General features: G+C 29.3%; 13 protein-coding genes and 1 other annotated feature. Of the genes, 11 read left to right on the plus strand and 2 right to left on the minus strand.

Annotated elements, in window-relative coordinates; translation table 11 throughout:
• Positions 1–99: 99 nt before the first annotated feature.
• The 6 genes from LLF98_RS15095 (at position 100) to LLF98_RS15120 (ending at position 8,790) form a co-directional block, all read left to right on the plus strand.
• A complete protein-coding gene (locus LLF98_RS15095; protein ID WP_291705045.1) occupies positions 100–1,026 on the plus strand; it encodes a TIGR01212 family radical SAM protein in 927 nt (308 codons plus the stop codon).
• Between the two features lie 95 nt (positions 1,027–1,121).
• Entirely contained in the window at positions 1,122–1,844 is a 723-nt protein-coding gene (locus tag LLF98_RS15100; RefSeq protein WP_291705047.1) for a 2-phosphosulfolactate phosphatase family protein, read from the plus strand.
• Positions 1,845–2,342: 498 nt separating this feature from the next.
• Complete coding sequence (gene ileS / locus LLF98_RS15105) at positions 2,343–5,456, plus strand: isoleucine--tRNA ligase (RefSeq protein WP_291705049.1); 3,114 nt, start codon at positions 2,343–2,345, stop codon at positions 5,454–5,456.
• 282 nt (positions 5,457–5,738) lie between these two features.
• The gene (locus tag LLF98_RS15110; RefSeq protein ID WP_291705051.1) at positions 5,739–6,737 is read left to right on the plus strand and encodes a LacI family DNA-binding transcriptional regulator; all 999 of its coding nucleotides are present in this window, start codon (positions 5,739–5,741) and stop codon (positions 6,735–6,737) included.
• Positions 6,738–6,981: 244 nt separating this feature from the next.
• Positions 6,982–7,398: a MarR family transcriptional regulator gene (locus LLF98_RS15115; RefSeq protein ID WP_291705053.1), complete on the plus strand. Its 417-nt coding sequence runs from the start codon at positions 6,982–6,984 to the stop codon at positions 7,396–7,398.
• Between the two features lie 18 nt (positions 7,399–7,416).
• Positions 7,417–8,790, plus strand: coding sequence for an MATE family efflux transporter (locus LLF98_RS15120; RefSeq protein ID WP_291705055.1), 1,374 nt, complete (start codon positions 7,417–7,419; stop codon positions 8,788–8,790).
• A gap of 63 nt (positions 8,791–8,853) precedes the next feature.
• Here the strand turns inward: LLF98_RS15120 and LLF98_RS15125 are convergent, their stop codons facing one another.
• Positions 8,854–9,039, minus strand: coding sequence for a hypothetical protein (locus tag LLF98_RS15125; protein ID WP_291705057.1), 186 nt, complete (start codon positions 9,037–9,039; stop codon positions 8,854–8,856).
• 111 nt (positions 9,040–9,150) lie between these two features.
• On the opposite strand from LLF98_RS15125, the gene LLF98_RS15130 reads away from it, so the two are divergent.
• The 4 genes from LLF98_RS15130 (at position 9,151) to metG (ending at position 14,100) form a co-directional block, all read left to right on the plus strand.
• Positions 9,151–9,726 (plus strand): nucleoside recognition domain-containing protein, encoded by a 576-nt coding sequence (locus LLF98_RS15130; protein WP_291705059.1) that lies wholly within the window; start codon positions 9,151–9,153, stop codon positions 9,724–9,726.
• An 81-nt stretch (positions 9,727–9,807) separates the two neighbouring features.
• Positions 9,808–10,329, plus strand: coding sequence for a nucleoside recognition domain-containing protein (locus tag LLF98_RS15135; protein WP_291705060.1), 522 nt, complete (start codon positions 9,808–9,810; stop codon positions 10,327–10,329).
• A gap of 115 nt (positions 10,330–10,444) precedes the next feature.
• Positions 10,445–11,689: an aminopeptidase P family protein gene (locus LLF98_RS15140; RefSeq protein WP_291705063.1), complete on the plus strand. Its 1,245-nt coding sequence runs from the start codon at positions 10,445–10,447 to the stop codon at positions 11,687–11,689.
• 112 nt (positions 11,690–11,801) lie between these two features.
• Positions 11,802–12,045 (plus strand) — a binding site (T-box leader).
• Between the two features lie 126 nt (positions 12,046–12,171).
• Positions 12,172–14,100 (plus strand): methionine--tRNA ligase, encoded by a 1,929-nt coding sequence (gene metG, locus LLF98_RS15145; protein WP_291705065.1) that lies wholly within the window; start codon positions 12,172–12,174, stop codon positions 14,098–14,100.
• Positions 14,101–14,328: 228 nt separating this feature from the next.
• Here the strand turns inward: metG and LLF98_RS15150 are convergent, their stop codons facing one another.
• Entirely contained in the window at positions 14,329–15,081 is a 753-nt protein-coding gene (locus LLF98_RS15150; protein WP_291705067.1) for a GntR family transcriptional regulator, read from the minus strand.
• 383 nt (positions 15,082–15,464) lie between these two features.
• Here LLF98_RS15150 and udp point away from each other — a divergent pair, with 383 nt between their 5' ends.
• Entirely contained in the window at positions 15,465–16,241 is a 777-nt protein-coding gene (gene udp, locus LLF98_RS15155; protein ID WP_291705069.1) for a uridine phosphorylase, read from the plus strand.
• The last annotated feature ends 7 nt before the right edge of the window (positions 16,242–16,248 follow it).

The following is a 16,248-nucleotide window of genomic DNA, read 5'->3' on the forward strand; positions in this document are numbered from 1 at the left end:
ACAATAAAGAAAGAAAAATTAATTTGAATTTAAAAAACTTATCAATAAATTTTGTAGAATTTTTTACATTTACTGATGATGTGGAAATCAGGAGGAAGTATGAATAATTTTTGGAATGGAAAGAGATATCACAGCTTAAACTATTTTTTAAGAGATAAATTTGGAGAAAAGGTATTTAAAATATCTCTAGATGGCGGATTTTCATGTCCTAATAGAGATGGAAAGATAAGTAGTGGTGGTTGTCTTTTCTGCAGTGAAAGCGGTTCAGGAGATTATGCTGGAGATAGAGAATTATCTATTACAAAGCAATTTAATGACATAAAAGAAATGATGGCACATAAGTGGAAGAATGGAAAGTATGTTGCCTATTTTCAAGCTTATACTAATACATATGCACCAACTAAAGAATTAAGGATCAAATATGAGGAAGCTTTAAACCAAGAGGGTGTTGTAGCAATTGCAATAGCAACAAGGCCAGATTGTTTAGGTGATGATATATTGGATTTATTAGAAGAGATAAATAGTAAAGTTTATCTTTGGATAGAACTTGGACTTCAAACTTCAAATGATGAAACTGCTAAGAGAATAAATAGAGGATATAAATTAGAAACTTTTAATGAGGCAATGAAAAAACTAAAAGAAAGAAATATTGATGTAGTAGTACATGACATCTTAGGACTACCAGGTGAAACTAAAGAAGAGATGTTAAAAACCATAGATTATATTTCTCACTCAGGGGCTAAGGGAATTAAGTTTCATTTACTTCATTTAATGAAGCAAACACCAATGGTAAAAATATATGAAAAAGGTGAACTTGAATTTTTATCACAAGAATATTATATAGAGTTAATAACAAAAGGCATATCTATACTTCCTAAAGATATGGTAGTACATAGATTAACAGGGGATGCACCAAGGGAACTTTTAATTGGACCTATGTGGAGCTTGAAAAAGTGGGAAGTTTTAAATTCAATAGATAAGGCTTTAGAAGATAATGATTTATGGCAGGGAAAAAATTTTGTGTAATAAGTGGATAATAGGTTTATTAATATAATATTTTTTAAGCTTAAATTTCACACAAGATATAGCTAACCCAAAGATATAAGTATGGAGGAAATAAATTGAAAGTAGATATTATAATATCAGCAGACCATATAATTGAAAGTAAAATTGAAAATAAGATTGCAGTTGTAATAGATATGTTCAGGGCAACTTCTGTAATAGTTACAGCACTAAATAATGGGTGCAAAGAAGTTATTCCTTATTTAACAATTAAAGAAACCTTAGAACATTCTAGTAAGCTTAATAGAGAAGATTACATATTAGGAGGAGAACGAAGAGCGGTTAAAATAGACAGCTTTGATTTATCTAATTCTCCATTAGAATATACAGAAGAAGTAATAAAAAATAAGACAGTATTAATGACTACTACAAATGGAACTAGAACTCTTACAAAATCAACTTCTGCTAAAAGAATATTAATAGCAGCTATGATAAATGCAAAAGCAGTAGCTAAAGAATTACTGCAGATAAATGAAGATGTAGTTATCATTAATGCAGGAACAAGTGGCAATTTTTCGATGGATGATTATATTTGTGGTGGATATATAATTAATGAAATGTTAAAGACTGATAAGAACTTAGAACTTACAGATATAGCAAAGACAGCTAATATGGTATATGAAGAAAATCCTGATATAATAAGCTACGTAAAAGAGGCCACACATTATTCAGTTATGAAATCTTTAAAGTTAAATGATGACATTGAATATTGCACTAAAAAGAGCATTATGGAAATAGTGCCAGAATATAAAGATAATAAGATAACAAGATATATTATCTAAAAAGGATATATGCAGTAAAAATTAGGGTTAACAAGGTATCGAATTATATAAGATGTTCATAAATAAGTGTAGGATAAACTTTTATTAGTTTATCCTGAACAAGCTTCACTATTAATTGACATTTAAAAATCATTAATATATAATTATTACAATAAAAGACTATGATTAGGAAAATTATCTTTGATGTTATTTTTAGAGAGTAGCTGTCTGGTGAAAAGCTATATTAAATCTTAGAGAAAATCACCTAGGAGTTGGAGACTGAAAGGCAAAACTGGCCAAATAAGTCATCACGTAACAGCCTGCGTTAAAGGATAGAGTATTTATGTACTTGAAATAAAGCATTTAATTTTGAGGTTAAATGTTTAGCCTTAGGTGGTTTGCGAATTTAACTTCGTCCTGTAGGATGGAGTTTTTTTACGTCTAAAAAAATATATAATAGGGAAACATTTCTTAAAAGAAAAAATATATAGTTTACTCAAAATGAAAGGGGAAAATTTAATGTATAACAAAGTAGATTCGTCAAAAGGCACTGTAAGCATGGAAAAAGATATTTCAAAGTTTTGGACAGAAAAAGATATTATAAAGAAGAGTTTTGATTCAAACAAAGATGGAGAGTATTTTACTTTCTATGATGGCCCTCCAACAGCAAATGGAAAACCTCATGTTGGTCATATTTTAACAAGGGTTATGAAAGATATAATTCCTAGATATAAAGTTATGAAGGGATATAAGGTTATAAGAAAAGCTGGATGGGATACTCATGGTCTTCCAGTAGAATTAGAAATAGAAAAGAAGCTTGGAATCTCAGGCAAAGGACAAATTGAAGATTTTGGCGTAGAGAAATTCGTTAAGGAATGTAAAGAGAGTGTATTTTCATATGTAAGCCTATGGAAAGAAATGTCTGAGCAAATAGGATATTGGGTGGATATGGATGATCCATATGTAACGTACCATGATAACTATATTGAGTCTGAATGGTGGGCTTTAAAACAAATGTGGGATAAGAAATTACTATATCAAGGTCATAAGGTAATGCCTTACTGTCCAAGGTGCGGAACTGCACTTTCATCTCATGAAGTAGCTCAAGGATATAAGGATGTTAAAGATTTAACGGCAACTGCAAAGTTTAAAGTTAAAGGAGAAGAAAACAAGTATATATTAGCTTGGACAACAACACCTTGGACTTTACCATCTAATTTAGCTTTATGTATTAATAAATCATATACATATGCAGAAGTTAAGGTAGGCGAAGAAACTTATATTTTAGCTAAGGATTTAATAACAAAAGTATTAGGTGACACAGAATATGAATTAGTTAAAGAATTCAAGGGTGAAGAATTATTAGGTGTAGAATATAAACAATTACTTCCTTTTGCTAAAGTTGAAGGAAAAGCATTTGTAGTAATACATGGTGATTATGTAACACTTACAGATGGTACTGGAATAGTACATATTGCACCAGCTTATGGTGAAGATGATAGTCTTGTTGCAAAGAAAAATGGAATTACCTTTGTAAACTTAGTAGATGCAAGTGGTAATTTTGTAGAAGAAGTTACACCATGGGCAGGAAAGTTTGTTAAGAAATGTGATGAAAGCATTGTTAAGTATTTAGAAGAGCATAATCAACTATTTAGTGCGCAAAAGCACACTCACTCATATCCACATTGCTGGAGATGTGATACTCCACTTTTATATTATCCAAAAGATAGTTGGTTTGTTGCAATGACTCAAGTTAGAGATAAATTACTTGAAAATAATAATAAAATAAATTGGTATCCTGATAACACTAGAACAGGAAGATTTGGTAAGTTCCTTGAAAATGTTATTGATTGGGGTATCTCAAGAGATAGATATTGGGGAACACCACTTCCTATATGGGAATGTGAATGTGGTCATAAGGAATGTATTGGTAGTAGATCAGAATTAGAAGAAAAAGCAACTACAGATTGTAAGGGTGTAGAATTGCACAAACCTTATGTAGATGGAATAAAATTAAAATGTCCAAATTGCGAAAAGGAAATGACTAGAACTCGTGAAGTAATTGACTGTTGGTTTGATTCAGGTTCAATGCCTTTTGCTCAATGGCATTATCCATTTGAAAATAAGGAAACTTTTGAAGCAAATTTCCCAGCTCAATTTATTTCAGAAGCTGTTGATCAAACTAGAGGATGGTTCTATACATTACTTGCTATTTCAACATGTATATTTGATACAAATTCATTTGAAAACTGTATCGTATTAGGTCATGTTTTAGATAAAAAAGGACTTAAGATGTCTAAGCATAAAGGAAATGTTGTAGATCCATTTGAAGTATTAAACAGTCAAGGAGCAGATGCTACAAGATGGCATTTCTATACTGCAAGTGCACCATGGCTTCCAACAAGATTCTCAATTGATGATGTTGGAGAGGCTCAAAGAAAGTTCTTAGGAACATTATGGAATGTATATTCATTTTATGTTTTATATGCTGAAATAGATAATTTTGACCCAACAAAGTATGCAGATTTTGTTTCAGATAATGTAATGGATAAATGGATTATATCAAAATTAAATACATTAATTGAAACTGTTGACGGTAATTTAAATACTTATAAAATCACTCAATCAGCTCTTGCTATTGAAGATTTTACAGATGAGTTATCAAACTGGTATGTAAGAAGAAATAGATCAAGATATTGGTCACAAGAATTAAGTGATGATAAGATAGGTGCTTATGTAACTTTATACAAGGTATTAACAAATTTGGTAAAAGTTGCCTCACCATTTGTACCATTTATGACAGAAGAAATTTATCAAAATTTAGTTGTAAATCTTGATAAAAATGCAGATGAAAGTATTCATTTATGTGTTTGGCCAGAAGTTAATAAGGAAGCTATAAATAAAGATTTAGAGAAAGACATGGATTTAGCTTATACACTTGTTAAACTTGGAAGAAGTGCTAGAAATGCTGCTAATATTAAGAACAGGCAACCACTTTCAGAAATACTAATTTCAACAAAGTCACTTCCAGCATACTATGGAGATATTGTAAAAGAAGAATTAAATATTAAAGAAGTTGAGCTTGGAGCTGATCTTTCAAAATATGTAAACTTTGAAATAAAACCTAACTTACCAGTTATAGGAAAATTGTATGGTAAATTAATTCCACAAATTAAGAAAGCAATTTCAGAGAAAGATCAAATGGAATTAGCTCAAAAAATTAAAAATGGTGGAAGTGAAACTATTGATGTTAATGGTATCGAAATAACTCTTACAAATGAAAATCTTTTAGTTACAATGCAAGGGCTAGAAGGATATGCATTTGCTGGAGAAGGTGAACTTGGAGTTGTTTTAGATACAACAATTACACCAGAACTTCAAGAAGAAGGGCATGTAAGAGAAATTATTTCAAAGATTCAAAATATGAGAAAAGATAAGGGTTTTGAAGTTTCAGATAAGATAAAACTTTATGTAGCCAATAATGATATGTTGATAGGTGTTATTGAAAAGTTTGAAGAAATAATTAAGAAAGAAACTTTAACTTGTGAAATTATTTATAATACAGAAGCAGGATATGCCGAAACTATTATAAATAGTGAAGCATTAAATATGAATGTTGAAGTTATAAAGTAGTAATAATGCATATTTAATACCTAAATATTGACTAGGAATTGAAAGAATTTATTGAGATTCCTAGTTATTCTGCTTTTAAGACTATATTTTGTAATTTTAGAATATGGATTCTTATAGCTAATATTCTACATCAATTCAATAAAGTTATAAATTTGAGATTAAAAATTATGATTTCTGATAAAACTTATTATAAAATAATAAATTATTTATAGTATTGTTGATTTATAACATGATATATTAGTATAATGGAATTATCTAGAATAATTCAAAGGAGGAATAATAATGGCTACTTCTATTAAGGATGTTGCAAAAGAAGCTGGAGTATCAATTGCAACCGTTTCTAGAGTTTTAAATGACATCGATGTAGTAAATGAAGATACTAAGAAAAAAGTTTTAGAAGCAATAAAAAAACTTTCATACAGACCAAACATAGTCGCAAGAAGTTTAAAAACTCAAAGAACAAAAACAATAGGAATATTGCTTCCAGATATATCAAATCAATTTTATCCAGAAATTGTAAGAGGTGCGGAAGATGTTTCAAATATATACGATTACAATATAATATTGTGTAATTCAGACCTTGATATAGAAAAGGAAAAGGAATATTTAAGAGTACTTAGAGAAAAGATGGTTGATGGTGTAATTTATATGAGTAGTTCTCTAAATGAAGAAATTTTAGAACTAATCAATGAATTAGATTTAAAAACGGTATTAGTAGAGACAAAAGATAAGGACGGGGTATTACCAAGTGTAACTATTAATAATGTTAAAGGCTGTTATGATAGTACAAAGTTATTAATTCAAAAGGGAATAAAGAACATTGCCTTTATAGGTGTTGAAAAAGATAAATTGAATGCTTGGGGAGATCGATATATTGGATATGAAAATGCTATGAAAGAAGCAGGAATTGAAATAGATCCAGAATTAGTATATCTTAAATCAATAAAGGTTAAAAGTGGATATGAAGGTATACAAAAATTCCTAAAGCAAAATAAGAAATTTGAGGGTGTTGTATGTGCATCTGATGATATTGCAATGGGAGCAATAAATGCTCTAAGAGAGAATGGATTTAATGTTCCAAAAGATGTAAGCGTTATAGGATTTAATGATAATTTTGCAGCATCAATATTCTATCCTAAGATTACAACAATCTCTCAACCAACTTATGATATGGGTTCAGTTGCTATGAGAATGCTCATTAAACTTTTAAACCAAAAAGAATTAGAAGAACCACATTATGTTTTAGAACATCAATTAATCGAAAGAGAAAGTACAATTTAATTAAGGTATACTCACTTGTTATTTTTTTGAATATGCCTAAAATAAAAGAACTAGTTTAAGATGAGTTTTCTTCATTTTAGAATAGTTCTTTTTTGTGTTTATTAAATTTTAGAATTTTTCATTTAGATATAGATTTTTAGATTAATTAGTTGCGGTTGCAACTAATTAATGCTAAAATAGTTGTTATTGCAACTATTAGGTTATGAAAACTATGTTGCTTTAATAATGACAGGAGAGAATTAATATGGAAAGTTATCAACATATAGGCAAGTATATTAGCGATATTCACAAATCGAGTTGTATTTATTTCAATAAGGAATTTGGTAAAATTGGAATAGGTGCAGGTGAATATACATTTTTATTAAATCTCTACAGATGTGATGGGATAACACAAGAAGAGTTAACGGAGAAAGTTAAATTAGATAAAGCAACTACTGCAAGGGCTATAAAAAAATTAGAAGATAAGGGTTATGTAAAGCGAGTAAAAAAAGAAAATGACAGACGAGCTTACAAACTTGAAATTACAGAAAAGGCAGATCAAATAAGAGAAAAAGTGTATTTAATAATGGATGAGTGGGAAACTAAGGTTAAAAATTGTTTTACTAATGAAGAATCTCAAGAATTAATGAAATTATTAAATAAATTATCTAAAAGTTTTTAATTACTAAGGAGGATAATTATGAATAGTCAGAAACGTTTAGGCGAAATGAAGGTAGGAAAATTATTATTGGAATTTTCAATTCCAGCTATTATAGGTATGTTAGTTAATACTTTATATAATATAATAGATAGAATATTTATTGGACACATAGAAGGAATAGGAAGCCTTGCAATGGCAGGAGTTGGAGTGACTATGCCATTAATGTTTATAATTTTAGCATTTGGTATGTTAATTGGAATTGGGACAGCTACTAGAATATCAATAAAACTTGGACAGCATGATAAAGAAGGTGCAGAGAAACATTTAGGTAATGCATTTACTTTAATAATAATAATAAGTATTTTGTTAACAATATTCGGACTTTTATTTGCTAATCCACTTCTAAAAATGTTTGGAGCAAGTGAAAATATTATAGGATATGGGGAACAATTTATTCAAGTAATTTTTATAGGTTGTATATTTAATTTGATAAGTTTTAGTCTTAACCATTCAATTAGAAGTGATGGAAGTCCTAAAATAGCTATGGCATCTATGCTTATAAGTGCTATTATAAATATTATTTTAGATCCTATATTCATATTTGGATTAAATCTTGGTGTTAGAGGAGGAGCACTTGGAACCGTTGTTGCACAAATAGTAAGTAGTATTGGGATTATATATTATTTTACTAAAGGTTCTAGTACTCTTAAAATTAGAAAGAAAAACTTAAAATTAGATAAAAGTGTAGTATTAAGTATTTTTGCAATAGGAATAAGTCCATTTAGTATGCAACTTGCGCAAAGTGCAGTTCAAATAGCTTGTAATAATTCGTTACAAACATATGGAGGGGATTTAGCAGTAAGTGCAATGACAATAATAAACAGTTTAGCAATGGTATTTTTAATGCCGATTTTTGGATTAAATCAAGGGCTTCAACCTATAATAGGCTATAATTTTGGAGCTGAAAAACATGATAGAATTAAGCAAGCAGTAAAATATGGAGTTATTACAGCTACGATAATAGTTACAATGGGTTTTTTAGTGATTGAAGGATTTTCAGAAAAATTAGTTATGATTTTTAATAATGATTCTTCACTTATAGAAATCACTTCACATGGAATGAGGATATTTTTAATTATGTTACCATTCATAGGGGGACAAATTATAGTTACTAATTACTTTCAATCAATTGGACGAGTTAAGATATCAATGTTCTTAAGTCTACTAAGACAAGTTATAATATTAATTCCGTGCCTTTTAATAATTCCAATGTTTAAGGGTTTAGATGGGGTATGGATTGCTGGCGCAACATCCGACGTTTTATCGGTTATAATCACACTTTTTGTATTTATTAAAACAGCAAAAGGATTAATGGGAAATAGAAAAGTTCAGGAGGTTGCAATAGAAAATTAAATTAATAAATAATAATAGGGAGGTTTCAAAATTTTTAATAATTTTGAAACTTCCCTATTTTATTTAAAGGATTCCTTCGCTTTTTAAAATATTTTCTAAATTCTGAACTCTATTAGATAGGCAGATAAATTTTTCCTTCAAATGTTCCTTTGAAGGTCCATTATCATTGATAAATTTCTCCATATCTTCAACAGTCTTTAAGGCTTCTTCTACATCTTGCTGAGCTATTTTTAAATTTAAATTGTTCATAAAAAGTTCTCCTTCTAAATATAATTATGCTTAGTAATTATATCCTATCACTACTAAAAAACAAGTGCAAGGAATATAAATGTAAAGAATAATTATACTATGGAGGGTAATATGATAAATTATATTTGGTTTTTTTTAATATTTTGTGGGAGTTTAGTTGGATTATTAAGTGGAAATGGTGAAATTATATCTAAAGCAATAGTTAACTCTAGTGGTAATACTGTAACTTTTATCATAGAACTTACGGGGATAATGTGTTTCTGGTGCGGTGTTATGAAAGTAGCAGAAAATAGTGGACTTACAGAAAAAATATCTAAGTTATTAAAACCTATCTTAAAGCGTATCTTTAAAGAAGCAGCCAAAGATGAAAAGACTTTAGGTGCTATAGTTATGAATCTTACTGCTAATATGATGGGATTATCAAATGCAGCAACACCTTTTGGAATTAAAGCAATGGAAGAAATGAATAAGCTTAATAATGGTAATGAAACTGCATCCAATGATATGGCACTTTTTTTAGTTTTAAATGCAACATGTATTCAATTAGTTCCATCTACAATAATTTCTATACGAGCTGCGTGTAATTCAATAAATCCGGGAATTATAATACTGCCAACATTAGTATCTACAGCAACAGCTGCAATAGTTGGAGTAATATGCTGCAAAATATTGCAAAGATATTTTTAGGGGAGAAATAATAACGTACATCAGCTAATTTTGAAATAATCCAGTTTAATAATTAACTTTTGCAGGAGGAATAATAGTACTATGTTAAATTATTTAAGTAAGAGCATAATCCCAATAATATTTTTACTTATAATAACTTATGGCATGTTTAAAGGAAGAAAAGTTTATGAATGGTTTATAGAAGGCGCTAAAGAGGGATTGATGGTAACCTTAAGAATATTCCCATATCTTTTAGCTATGATAATTGCAGTGCAAATATTTAAGGAAGCAAACTTAATGAATTTATTAAATAATTTAATAGCACCACTTGCGAATTTGATAGGATTACCTAAGGAACTTATTCCATTGCTAATAATAAAGCCGCTATCAGGAAGTGGAGCAATTGGTGTATTCACCGATGTAATAAAAAGTTTTGGTCCAGATACAAGAACTGGACTTATAGCATCTGTTGTAATGGGAAGTACAGAGACCATTTTTTATACAATTACAGTTTACTTTGGTGCTGTAAAAGTAAAAAAAATAAGACATACCTTATGGGCTGCAATTTTCGCAGATATTACAGCAATAATTATGGCTGTTTTTATGGTCAATATGTTTCTCTAATTCTAATAATTACAGGTCAGAATATTTATTAATTTAAGTACCTTTATTAGTATTATTTTTTGGAGTATTATATTTAAAAGAAGAAAATATTTATTAGGAAGAAAGAGGCAGAATTATGAATAAGGATGTTTATATAGAAAATAGAATTAAACTCATGGAGACCATGGAAAATAATTCAATGGTAATATTATTTGCAGGAAAGGCACCTAAAAAGACAGGTGATGAACTGTATAAATTTACTCCAAATAGGAATTTTTATTACTTAACAGGAATTGAAGAAGAAGAACATATTTTAATAATGTCAAAAGTCAACAATGTAATAAGTGAAAAATTATTTTTAAAAGACTTGGATTTAGCTAAGGAAATGTGGAATGGAAAGACTTTAAGAGATACTGAAGGGAAAGATATATGTGGAGTAGAAGATGTTGTATATATGAATGAATTTAATTCATATATAAATAAATTTATTAATGCATATGAAGAAAGTAAGTTGTATTTAGATTTATATAGAGAAGCTATTGACGAAACGGATTCTGTAGCTAATATTTTTGCAAAGGAAATTAAAAGTAAATATCCACAAGTTACAATAAAAAATATTTCAAGTAAAATTGCACCACTTAGAATGACTAAATCTAAGCAGGAAATAGCTGAAATGCAAAAGGCAATAGAAATAACAATTGATGGAGTAAAATCCTTAATGAAGAATGTAAAAGCTGGAATGAAGGAATATGAGATTGAAGCGTATTTTGATTTTGAATGCAAGACTAAAGGAGTTAAGGATTTAGCTTTTAGAACAATAGCAGCAGCAGGAAAAAATGCAACTATACTTCATTATGTAGAGAATAATAGTGAATTGAAAGATGGGGATTTAATATTGTTTGATCTTGGTGCTCAATGGAATTCATATAATGCAGATATTACAAGAACCTTTCCTGTAAGTGGTAAGTTTACAGAAAGGCAAAAAGAAGTTTATGAAGCTGTTCTTAGAGTAAACAAAGCAGTCATTGAAAGGATAAAACCAGGAGTTGACTCTAAGGAACTTAATATATGGGCAAAAGATTTAATTGCTGAAGAATGTATAAAGTTGGGGCTTATAAAAGAAAAAAGTGAAGTTGGCAAGTATTATTGGCATAGCATTGGGCATAATTTAGGATTAGATACTCATGACTTGGGGATGCATGGAAGGGAATTTATATTTGAGGAAGGTATTGTATTTACAGTAGAGCCTGGAATATATATAAGTGAAGAAAGTATTGGAATAAGAATTGAAGATGATATTTTAGTTACTAAAAATGGTTGTGAAGTTTTAACAAAGGATATGATTAAGGAAGTTAATGATATTGAGGAATTTATGGAATAATATTTATCATTTTGAAAATGAAAAATATCTTATATAGGATATTTTGTTAAAATATAAATTGATTATATAAAAAAAATAGTATAAAATAGTTTTTAAGGATAAATACTATAAAATAAATGCTGTGAAAAGAAGAGTAGTAAAAGAATCATTCCATAAGAGAGCTAATATATGCTGAAAATTAGCGTTTGTGAATTTTATGAAGATGGTCTTAGAGCATATTTTTTGAGCCAAGATGATTTGGTTAGGGAAGTGCGGTAGCAACCGTTATATTGCAGGGTGATGATAGTCACATATTGAGTTACTTATTGTGAAATAAGTGAAAATTAGAGTGGTAACGCGTATAATACGTCTCTATATAGGTTTTAATATACCTATATAGAGATTTTTTTTAGAAAAAAGAGAATTTAATTTAAAATGTAAAATTGCAATGAGAAATTTTTAAATTGTTACTCATTGTTTAAAAATAAGGAGGAGCACAAAGAATGTGTAAAAAAACATACTATATAACCACACCAATTTATTATCCATCAACAAAGCTTCATATAGGAAATACTTATACTACTGTAGCTGCTGATGCACTAGCTAGGTTTAAGAGATTAACAGGCTATGATGTAATGTTCTTAACAGGAACTGATGAACATGGTCAAAAAATCCAAAGGATAGCTGAGGAAAAGGGAATTACGCCAAAGGAACATGTAGATGAAGTTGTTGCTGGGATTAAAGACCTTTGGAGCATGATGAATATAAGCTATGATAAATTCATTAGAACTACTGATGATTATCATATTAAAGCAGTTCAAGATATATTTAAAAAATTATATGATCAAGGAGATATATACAAGAGTTCTTATGAAGGTTGGTATTGTACACCTTGTGAATCATTTTGGACTGATACTCAATTAGAAAATGGAAACTGTCCTGATTGTGGAAGACCAGTTGAAAAATCAAAGGAAGAAGCTTATTTCTTTAGGATGAGTAAATATGCTGATAGATTAATAAAATATATTGAAGATCATCCAGAGTTTATTCAACCAGAATCAAGAAAAAATGAAATGTTAAATAATTTCTTAAGACCAGGTCTTCAAGATCTTTGTGTTTCAAGAACAAGCTTTAACTGGGGAGTACCTGTAACTTTTGATGAAAGTCACGTTGTATATGTTTGGATAGATGCATTATCAAACTATATAACTGCTTTGGGATATGGCCAAGATAATAAGGAATTATATGAAAAGTTTTGGCCAGCAGATGTACATTTAATAGGAAAAGATATTTTAAGATTCCATACAATTTATTGGCCAATTATGTTAATGGCTTTAGATTTACCACTTCCAAAACAAGTATTTGGTCATGGATGGTTACTTGTTGATGGTGGAAAGATGTCAAAATCTAAGGGAAATGTAGTTGATCCAGTTGTTCTTGTAAATGAATTTGGAGTAGATCCTGTAAGATATTACTTATTGAAAGAAATTCCATTTGGAGCAGATGGATTATTCAATAATGAAATATTTATAAAGAAGATAAATTCTGACCTTTGTAATGATTTAGGTAACCTTTTATCAAGAACTGTGGCAATGGTTGAAAAATATTTTGGTGGGGAAATGCCAGCACAAGTTGAAAAGGAAGATATTGATGATGAATTAATAAGTTTAGCATTATCAGCACCAATTAAAATTGAAGAAGCAATAAATGAATTAAATATACCACAAGCATTAGAGTATATTTTTGAATTAATAGGAAGAGCTAATAAGTATATAGATGAAACAACTCCATGGATATTAGCTAAAGATGAAAGTAAAAAGGCTAGACTTGGAACAGTTCTTTATAATTTAGCTGAAAGTCTTAGATATTCGTCAGTAATGATTTCAGCATTTTTGCCAGATACAGCTAAGAAGATTAATGAACAAATAAATACGTCAGAAGTTTCATGGGATTCATTAAAGTCATTTAATGGAACAAAAGCAGGAATTAAGGTGGTTAAAGCTGAAAATTTATTCCCGAGAATAGACGTTGATAAAAAGTTGGAAGAATTGGAAGCGTTAAAGGCTGCATCACAACCAACTAAGAGAGAAATAACTCCTATAAAAGAAGAAGTAACAATTGATGATTTTGAGAAGCTTGATTTAAGAGTGGTTAAAGTATTAGAATGTGAACCAATAAAGGGAGCTAAAAAATTATTAAAATTAAAGGTAGATTTAGGTGGAGAAGAAAGGCAAGTAGTTTCAGGAATAGCAAATTATTATAAACCAGAAGAGTTAATTGGAAAAAATGTAGTATTAGTTGCTAATTTAAAACCAGTAAAACTTAGAGGTGAATTATCACAAGGTATGATTTTATGTGCTGCAACTGATGATGATAGTATATTAAAAGCAATAGATCCAGGTGAACTTGAGACTGGAAGCATAGTAAGATAAGCTTTAAAAAAGTTGAAGTGAGACCTTATAAAAATGTAAAAATATAAATGTTATATTTAATAAAATAAACACAAAAAAATAGAACGTCTCACTTAGGGGGGTGAGCCGTTCTTTAGCCATATAATAGTAATGGTTAAAAGGGATAAATAATAATGCTTTAACTACTTTACAATTTAAATTTTACGACAAAAATATGTCAATTAGGTGTCAAATGTATTAATATTATGTTTAGCTAAATTTTAAGTCGATTTTATTTGGATGAAGCTTAATAGAACTAGATTTTATAGGTAAATAATGTTTATTAGAAGCAATGGGAAATCCAGAATCTCTATGAATAGTTTCTTGTATTAAGTGGAATTGATTCTCAGGTGAAATAGGATGAGTTTTAGCTGCAAAATTTCCAGAAGTTGAATATTTTATTTCAACTAATATGTTACTAGATATTTCATAAAGATCTTTTTCTAGAAATTCTAAAAATTTGTCCTGATCATTTAAATCCACATTAAATTTTGAAATAGTTTCAATTGGTAATAAGGTAAAAGAATAAGCTATGGTGCTACCTTGAGATTTGTACCATCTATCTACCAATACCACAGCAGAAGTTTTCTTTACTAAAATTTGATTAAAATAATCTGTTGATGGTTCTATACGTAACTCCATTTCAATATCGTCAATGGTATTATTCATACACTTGTATATAGGATGTCCTATGGTTTCTAATCCAATATCGTTATTAGGTTTCGATTTCACTATAAAGTTTCCTTTACCTCGAATATTATTTACTAGTCCATCATCTTGCAATAATGCAAGTGCCTGCCTTAAAGTTGTTCTACTAACACCAATTAATTTTGATAGTTCAGGCTCTGATGGTAATCTGCTTCCCTCAGGAAAGATACCTTCATTTATCATTTTAAAAAGTTGATTATATACGCTTACGCATCTTAATTCCTTTTGTTTTTCAATTATACAAAATTCATTCATAAAATATCACCTTTCTACAGAATACAAACTTGTCTAGACAAGTAGACTAATGAAATTATAAATTTTCAATTAAATAGCTTATTTATATTAATTATAGCTTTAATTTTATAATATATGCAATTAAATTATTACAAATAGTATTTAAGCATTCATAAAGCACCATATGGTCTAGCTTACTATTTATATTTTATCATAGATTGGCACATAATAATAACTATAGAGTATGAAAAAACTTGACATGAAATAATAGACATGTTATGCTCTAGAAATATACAAAAATACAACTTAATAGACAAGTAGAAACGATCAGTGCTTTTTTTTTTGGTACTATTGTAATCGTATACTAAAGGCGGTTTATATAAAAAGCAAATGGAGGGATCAACATGAATTACTCACAAGGTTCAGGAAAACAATATCATATTAATGTTGGAGAGGGAGAAGTAGGAAAGTACGTTATAATGCCAGGAGATCCAAAGAGATGTGAAAAAATAGCTGCACACTTTGATAATCCAAAGTTAATTGCTGATAGCAGAGAATATGTTACTTATACTGGATTCTTAGATGGTGTTAAAGTAAGTGTTACATCAACAGGAATAGGTGGTCCATCAGCTGCTATAGCATTAGAAGAATTAGTAAACTGTGGAGCGGATACTTTCATAAGAGTAGGTACCTGTGGTGGAATGGATATAAATGTTAAAGGTGGAGATGTAGTTGTAGCTACTGGAGCAATTAGAGCAGAAGGCACTAGTAAGGAATATGCACCGATTGAATTTCCGGCTATTGCAAATCTTGATGTTGCAAATGCGTTGGTAGAAGCTTCTAAGGGTTTAAATAAAGTGTATCATGCTGGGGTTGTTCAATGTAAAGATTCATTTTATGGACAGCATTCACCAGAAACAAAACCGGTTAGCTATGAATTAATGAGTAAATGGGATGCGTGGTTAAGATGTGGATGTCTTGCATCGGAAATGGAATCAGCTGCGTTGTTTATAGTAGGAAGTTATTTAAGAGTAAGAGTAGGATCAGTCTTTTTAGTAATTGCTAATCAAGAACGTGAAAAGGCAGGATTAGAAAATATGCAAGCACATGATACAGAAACAGCAATAGAGGTTGCAATTGAAGGGATTAGAAATTTAATAAAAGCTGATATGAATAAATAATTCGGTG

This window comes from Clostridium sp. (genome assembly GCF_021372645.1).
Taxonomy (GTDB): domain Bacteria; phylum Bacillota; class Clostridia; order Clostridiales; family Clostridiaceae; genus Clostridium.

What these genes read in the sequence shown, in the direction of transcription:
- LLF98_RS15135 (WP_291705060.1), top strand. Translation starts at nt 9,808, where the DNA reads ATGTTAAATTATTTAAGTAAGAGCATAATCCCAATAATATTTTTACTT.
- LLF98_RS15095 (WP_291705045.1), top strand. Translation starts at nt 100, where the DNA reads ATGAATAATTTTTGGAATGGAAAGAGATATCACAGCTTAAACTATTTT.
- LLF98_RS15140 (WP_291705063.1), top strand. Translation starts at nt 10,445, where the DNA reads ATGAATAAGGATGTTTATATAGAAAATAGAATTAAACTCATGGAGACC.
- metG (WP_291705065.1), top strand. Translation starts at nt 12,172, where the DNA reads ATGTGTAAAAAAACATACTATATAACCACACCAATTTATTATCCATCA.
- LLF98_RS15110 (WP_291705051.1), top strand. Translation starts at nt 5,739, where the DNA reads ATGGCTACTTCTATTAAGGATGTTGCAAAAGAAGCTGGAGTATCAATT.
- LLF98_RS15130 (WP_291705059.1), top strand. Translation starts at nt 9,151, where the DNA reads ATGATAAATTATATTTGGTTTTTTTTAATATTTTGTGGGAGTTTAGTT.
- LLF98_RS15150 (WP_291705067.1), bottom strand. Translation starts at nt 15,081, where the DNA reads ATGAATGAATTTTGTATAATTGAAAAACAAAAGGAATTAAGATGCGTA.
- ileS (WP_291705049.1), top strand. Translation starts at nt 2,343, where the DNA reads ATGTATAACAAAGTAGATTCGTCAAAAGGCACTGTAAGCATGGAAAAA.
- LLF98_RS15125 (WP_291705057.1), bottom strand. Translation starts at nt 9,039, where the DNA reads ATGAACAATTTAAATTTAAAAATAGCTCAGCAAGATGTAGAAGAAGCC.
- udp (WP_291705069.1), top strand. Translation starts at nt 15,465, where the DNA reads ATGAATTACTCACAAGGTTCAGGAAAACAATATCATATTAATGTTGGA.
- LLF98_RS15115 (WP_291705053.1), top strand. Translation starts at nt 6,982, where the DNA reads ATGGAAAGTTATCAACATATAGGCAAGTATATTAGCGATATTCACAAA.
- LLF98_RS15120 (WP_291705055.1), top strand. Translation starts at nt 7,417, where the DNA reads ATGAATAGTCAGAAACGTTTAGGCGAAATGAAGGTAGGAAAATTATTA.